The organism is Streptomyces pratensis (genome assembly GCF_037137275.1).
GTDB lineage: Bacteria > Actinomycetota > Actinomycetes > Streptomycetales > Streptomycetaceae > Streptomyces > Streptomyces pratensis_B.
The window spans coordinates 1-6,095 of the sequence record NZ_JBBBEN010000039.1 but is presented as its reverse complement, the minus strand read 5'-3'; the positions used below and the strand labels follow the sequence as shown (position 1 = coordinate 6,095).

The following is a 6,095-nucleotide window of genomic DNA, read 5'->3' as shown; positions in this document are numbered from 1 at the left end:
AGCGCACCGCGAGGCCGCGGTGCCGCCGCGGGCCGACCCGGGCATCACGCAGTGGCAGCAGCCACATAACCCGTGTCCAACATCCGGGGTCAAGGCCCATGCTGGAGCTCACCCACCACAGCTTCATCGCCTACACCCTGCCCACCACCGGCGAGGTGGTGCCGATGCTGCAGGTCGCCCCGTCCAAGACCGATGCGGAGCGACTGCTGCTGGTCTCCCCGGAGCTGGCGGAGGTGCTGACCGCGATCATCTTCCGGGTCCGGGCCGGGAACGCCGCTCTGCCGCTGGTGTCGGCCTACGACGTGTTCGAGCAGACCTGGAGCCCACCCATGCCGTTCCTGTTCCAACGCCGGTACGGCACCGAGGACCGGCCGCTGACCCGCAGCTACATCCGCGAGCGCCTGGTCGCGACCTCGCAGTCCGCCCAGATCACCGTGGTCGGCGACCCGCTCGAATGGCGTCCCCACGACTTCAGAAGGAGCTTCGTGACCGACGCCATCCGCTCCGGACTGCCCCCGCACATCGCCGCGAAAATCTGCGGACACGCCGCTCTGGACACGACCATGGGTTATGCCGCGATCTACCCGGAGGACGTGATCTCCCACCACCGGGCCTTCATCGCCCGTCGCAGAACCGAACGGCCCAGCGAGGAGTACCGCGAGCTCACCACCACCGAGTGGAACGAGTTCCTGGCCCACTTCGAACTCCGCAAGGTAGCCCTGGGAACCTGCGGCCGCGACTACGCGACCCCGTGCCAGCATGAAAACGCCTGTGTCAGATGCCCCCTACTCCGCGTGGGCCCTGCCCAGATGCCACGCCTCCAGGAGATCCACGCCAACCTCGTCGACCGCCTCCAAGAGGCCCGCGACCAGGGCTGGCTCGGCGAGGTCGCCGCCATCGAGACCACCATGGCCGCCGCCACGCAGAAGCTGAAAGCCATGCGCGACCGTGCAACTCAGCCGTCCACCGTCCACCTCGGCATGCCCGACATCCGACGCGACACCGGACGCAGCAGCGCCGACGCTGAGACATCCTTCCCATCGAATCCTAAGCTTCGCGGATGACCTACGAAGAGCTGTGCTGGGAACCGATAGCGGCGCTTCCAGAAGGCGAGCCCGAGACGTCCTTCGGCGGGCGTTGGGAGGACCGGCTCTGGTTGAACGTTCCTGGCCCCTTCTATACCGGCATCGCCGATAACTGTTGGACGGGCCGGCTGCACGCACCGCGTCATGTGCTCTACGGCGGCGAGTACTTCGGTGAATATGTGTATCGCCAGCCAGCGACCACGGCCGAGGTCCTGAACCTGGTGACAGCAGCCCAGGAAGATCCGTACCGCGGCTATGCCTGCGACGGCGACAGTCGATGGACACCCGAGGCTGTTCGGGACTGGTGGCGCGACCGTGGGCAGGTCACCGAGTACCTGGAGCCCCTCCTGCCCAGATGGTCGTCCAGCGACAGGTCTGACGAGCGGGAAGCCTCGGAGGGACTGAGGGACTTTGCCGCCTATATCACTGATGGGCTCGGCGCGGACCTCCGGAAGTACCTCTTCAGGCTTGAAGAGGGCTGCTACCCGAAGAACTCCGGACCACTGCCTGAGCTCACATAAGCAATGACGGCCACGGGGTGCTCGCTGCTCTCGCACCTGGACCCCATGGAGTTGGATCAGGTACCTGGCTACCCGGCTGGGCCTCAGACGCCTGGCGGAAGAACCTCGATGATCTCGGCGATGCCAGCGAGAGGTTGGGCCTCGTGCATCGCTATCACGTCACCAGACTTGAGATGCCGCCACTGCTCGGGTTGAAGGGGGGCCAGACGAACGTCGGCTGTCTCTCCGGGACCAAGTTGCGGCGCGAACTCCACCCAGAACCCTGGGATGTTCAGATCTCGTTGCCCGTCTGCGGTGCGGTTGCCGATGTCCCACAGCGGCCTGAGTCGCCCATCCCCTGAGAAGGTGCTCTGGCGTCCGCCCTCGTCGGCGCCCAGCAAAGTCAGCGTCGCGCGAACGGTGCCGTGCCTAACTTCCCAAGCCCGCCACTCGCACCAAAGGCGGCTGCGGTCGAGCATCATCTGCCGGGCGGCCTCGGCGGGCATCTCCCAGAAGCCGGCGGACACAGGATGGACATCGGCGATCTCGATCAGCACATCCAGCGCCATCTCCCATTCCTGGAAGGCGATCTCCTCGCGAACGTTCCCGACCGACTGCCCGTTCTCCGCCATGGCGTCCCCAGGCAGCAGTTCGACAGCCCGCCGAAGAAGTGTGAACGCGTCATCCATACGCTGGATTCTCGCCTGGTCCCGGGGCTTTGTCACAGACGACCTGATCCGACCCGGCGGCGCGACACGCCCGGACGCCCCACCGACCTCAAGATTTCTGACCGCTACAGTCAGCAACCCGCCCGTCGTCTGCCTCCGCCGGAGCCAGCTGGGCTGGTTCGGATAAGCCTGCATCCGCTGCCCTGTCCTGCGGCCTGATCCCGAGCAGATGCCCCGCTTGGAGGAGATCCACGCGAACCTGCTCGACCGGCTCCAGGAGGCCAAGGAACAGGGATGGCTCGGCGAGGTCGCCGCGATCGAGGCCAGCCTCGCCGCGGCCGAGCAGAAGCTCGCGGCCATGCGCGACCTCGCGGCCCGGCACACCACCGTCCATCTGGGCATGCCCGATCTCCGTGGCGTCGTCGCGCGCATCGACTCCGAGCAGCGAAACGGGGATGCGAAGCGGCAGTCCTGAGCACTACAACGAGGGGATGACCGTCTTCCTCTGTTCCAAGTGCGGCACCTCGATCACGCCGGAGCTGGCCGAGCTTGCCGCCATCCCTGACGTCTCCGACGACGTACGCGACCGGGACAAGGAGACACGCCGGGCGCCTTCCACCGTTCCGCGGGGCCACTACGCGATTGCTCCCGAGCCCTGGGGACCTCCCTACGTCGTGCAGGACGATCAGGAGGACCCGAAGCCAGCTCAGTCGCGCGGACCTGTGGTCTGCCGTGAAGAAGGCTTCGTCATCTCGGCGGGCAGCCGACACACAGTGCTGGTGCACCCTGATGACGCCGCCGGCCTTCAGCCACTGCCCAACTGGGAGAACAGCAGTGGGTGCTGCGGACCGACAGGCGACGAGGGACTCAACCGGGCCTGCCCCTGCGGCGCTCCGGTCGCGACCTTCGCGGCCGACTGTTTCGGGCCCTTCGAACTGCACCTCGACCCCGTCCGGACCTACGTGTTCTCCCAGTAAGACCGCGACGCACGCGGGCGACGTGCACGACACTCCCGACGGGACCCGTCCACCCAACTTCTCCACGACTACTTTCCGTGGTGAACGACGGTTCGCAGGCGAACCTGCCGCCGAGCTGGGCTAGTTCGGATAAGACCAACTCGGCGCCCCCGGCCTGGCCCTCAACTCCGGTCCTGTTCAACAGCCTCTACATCGACGCCGCCGTCAAACAGCTGGCCGCTGACGGCTTCCCCGTCACCGACGAACTACTCGCCCGGCTTTCTCCGCTCCAGTACGACCACATCAACTTCCTCGGCCGCTACGCCTTCACCCGCCCGCCGGCGCCGGGCCTGCGCCAGTTGCGCGACCCCCGCAGCGACGAGGAGGCCGACGAGGGCGAGGACACATAACGCCAGGCCCAACCGTCGAAAGCGGTCCGGCCCGGAGTCACCACCTATGGCTCCGGGCCGGACCGCCTTGTGCGGAATGTTCAGCCATGGGCAGGGCGCGCAGACGCGGCATAGAACCGAGGGCGGTCCGGAGCCCCAGGACTGAGCAAAGCCGACTGCAGGGCTGACCGCCTTGTCCTGGCTGTGCCTCAGCCCGTACGGCACCGACCGCTGGAGATGAGCACCCGCCGGGACGTCGCAGCCCAGGAACGCCGGTGACCCGCGTCGGCCAGTGGCGGCAGGTCGCGGCTTGCGCGCGTGGGTGGTCACTGGCCGCGGGTCTTGCGAAGGAGGACCTTGAGGGTTTCGCGGGCGTCCCGGCGGCGGAGAGGGTCGCGGGCCAGAGCGGCGGTCAGCGCGACTGCGGCGATGGTCCCGGTGTACACCGCGGCGGCGGCGCCGGCGGGCAGCAGGGCGCCGTCGAGGAGTTGGGGCAGGGCGGACATGGGCGGCACCTTCCGGGGACAGCCCGCGAGCGGGTGCTGGGGTGGTGCTGTTCATGAGCGCATCGCGTACCGGTGGGCCGGAAACGCCCGCACGGCACAACGCGGCTGTCTATCCTGGTCAGCCCGGGCGCGGGTGTTTTCCGGAGGTCATCCGGTCCGGATGGACATCCGGACGGACACCGGCCGTCCGGAAGGGAGGAGTACGCGGTGGCGGGGGCACGCGATCCGGTGCAGGAGTTCCACCTCAAGCTGGCCGCGCTGTACAGGGCTGCGGGCGAGCCGACACACGACCTGCTCAACCGGCGCACGAAGGTGAGCGACTCCACCCTCAACGACTGGCTGACCGGCAAGGCCGTCCCCTCCAACCGGACGAGCCTGGACACCCTGGTCGGCGTGCTGAAGGGCCTGGCCGGGGCCGGGTGTCCGCGGGACCCGGTGGGCGGCTGGGAGACGCTGCGCGCAGCGGCGGCGAAGAGCAGAAGGCCCGGCCAGCGGCCCGGCGGGGGCGGGCGTCGCCCGGCGCGACAGATGCTGGGGCCGGTGCCTGCGGTGGCGGACTGCTATCAGGACCGGCCCGAAACCGCGCAGCTGGAAGCCGCCGCGGCCGGTGGGACGGCGGTGCTGGGCCAGTTACTGGTGGGTATGGGTGGAGTCGGCAAGACCCAGCTCGCCGCCCGCTACGCCCGCACCGCCTACGACGAGCGCCGGGTGGAGGTGCTGGTGTGGGTGACCGCCGCGTCCCGGCAGGCGATCACCGCCGCCTACGCCGGCGCCGCGGCCCAGATCCTGGGCACCGACCCCGCCGACCCGCAGGCCGCCGCACTCTTCCGCGACTGGCTGAGACTGCCCCCCGGCGAACGCGGCGGCGGACCGGCGCCGGGGGCGCGGTGGCTGATCGTGCTAGATGACGTACCCGACCCCGGGGCGATGCGCGGGCTGTGGCCACCGGACGTGGCGCACGGGCGGAGCGTGGTCACCACCCGCAACCGCGACGCCGCCTTCCACACCTCCGGCCGCCGCCGTATCGACATCGGGCTCTACACCCCCGACCAGGCCAGCGCCTACCTGACAGCTAAACTCGCCCAGCACGGCCGCACCGATGACCCCGACCAGATCGCCGGGCTGGCCGGCGACATGGGACACCTGCCGCTGGCCCTGTCCCAGGCCATCCCCTTCCTGATCAACCGGAAGCTGGACTGTGCCGCCTACCGCCGCCGCCTGGCGGACCGGGCCAAGACCCTCACACACGTCCTGCCGCCCGAGGGCGGACTGCCCGATGAGCAGAGAAGGACGGTGGCCGCCGCGTGGGAGATGTCCATCGAACTGGCCGACCATCAGCCCCCACAAGGACTGGCCCGGCCCCTGCTGCACCTGATCGCGCTGCTGGACCCCAACGGAATACCCGCCCCCGTCCTGAACAACGCCCCCGTCCTGGCCCACCTCGCCACCCACCGCAGCACCGGCGCACACGCCCCGGCGCCGGAAAACGGTGCCGCCGTCGACCCCGACGACGCCGACGATGCGCTGGCCAACCTGGCACAGTTCAGCCTTCTGTCCCACACCTCCGACACCCCGCACCAGGCGGTACGCATCCACCAGCTCATCCAGCGTGCCGTCCGCGAACCCTTACCCGGCGACTACCGAGACCGCTGCACCCGCACCGCCGCCGACGCACTCATCGCCGCCTGGCCCGCCATCGAACGCGACACCAGCCTCGCCCAGGCCCTGCGCGCCAACACCACCGCCCTCACCCACACCGGCGAAGACGCCCTGTACCGGCCAGGCGCCCATTTCGTGCTGCTCCGCGCCGGCGCCAGCCTCGGCGAAAGCGGCCAGGCCGTCGCAGCCCGCGACCACTATCAGCACTTGGCCGCCACATCCCGCCAGCACCTCGGCCCTGACCACCCCGACACCCTGGCCATTCGGAGCAACCTCGCCTCCCGGCTGGGGGAGGCGGGGGATGCGGCCGGTGCCGCCACCGCCTTCGCCGA

Annotated in this window: 8 protein-coding genes; 6 read left to right on the top strand and 2 right to left on the bottom strand. The window is 69.4% G+C overall.

The genetic code is table 11. The features are described from left to right. Positions 1-98: 98 nt before the first annotated feature. Both V9U70_RS00245 and V9U70_RS00240 read left to right on the top strand, forming a co-directional pair. Positions 99-1,064: a site-specific integrase gene (locus V9U70_RS00245; RefSeq protein ID WP_336672337.1), complete on the top strand. Its 966-nt coding sequence runs from the start codon at positions 99-101 to the stop codon at positions 1,062-1,064. After that, positions 1,061-1,606, top strand: coding sequence for a hypothetical protein (locus V9U70_RS00240; protein ID WP_336672336.1), 546 nt, complete (start codon positions 1,061-1,063; stop codon positions 1,604-1,606). Before V9U70_RS00245 ends, V9U70_RS00240 begins: the two co-directional genes overlap by 4 nt. Positions 1,607-1,689: 83 nt before the next feature. Here the strand turns inward: V9U70_RS00240 and V9U70_RS00235 are convergent, their stop codons facing one another. Further along, on the bottom strand, positions 1,690-2,274 hold the full coding sequence (locus V9U70_RS00235; RefSeq protein ID WP_336672335.1) for a hypothetical protein: 585 nt from the start codon (positions 2,272-2,274) through the stop codon (positions 1,690-1,692). A gap of 208 nt (positions 2,275-2,482) precedes the next feature. Here V9U70_RS00235 and V9U70_RS00230 point away from each other — a divergent pair, with 208 nt between their 5' ends. The 3 genes from V9U70_RS00230 to V9U70_RS00220 all read left to right on the top strand — a co-directional run bounded on the left by V9U70_RS00230 (position 2,483) and on the right by V9U70_RS00220 (position 3,619). Further along, entirely contained in the window at positions 2,483-2,728 is a 246-nt protein-coding gene (locus V9U70_RS00230) for a hypothetical protein (protein ID WP_336672334.1), read from the top strand. 16 nt (positions 2,729-2,744) lie between these two features. Then, the gene (locus V9U70_RS00225) at positions 2,745-3,230 is read left to right on the top strand and encodes a hypothetical protein (protein ID WP_336672333.1); all 486 of its coding nucleotides are present in this window, start codon (positions 2,745-2,747) and stop codon (positions 3,228-3,230) included. An 80-nt stretch (positions 3,231-3,310) separates the two neighbouring features. Further along, the gene (locus V9U70_RS00220; RefSeq protein WP_336672332.1) at positions 3,311-3,619 is read left to right on the top strand and encodes a Tn3 family transposase; all 309 of its coding nucleotides are present in this window, start codon (positions 3,311-3,313) and stop codon (positions 3,617-3,619) included. Between the two features lie 305 nt (positions 3,620-3,924). Here V9U70_RS00220 and V9U70_RS00215 read toward each other — a convergent pair whose 3' ends face one another. Beyond that, positions 3,925-4,104 (bottom strand): hypothetical protein, encoded by a 180-nt coding sequence (locus V9U70_RS00215; protein ID WP_336672331.1) that lies wholly within the window; start codon positions 4,102-4,104, stop codon positions 3,925-3,927. A 207-nt stretch (positions 4,105-4,311) separates the two neighbouring features. Here V9U70_RS00215 and V9U70_RS00210 point away from each other — a divergent pair. Beyond that, positions 4,312-6,095: DUF7779 domain-containing protein (locus V9U70_RS00210; RefSeq protein WP_473828688.1), on the top strand; the 1,784-nt coding region annotated here is incomplete at its 3' end.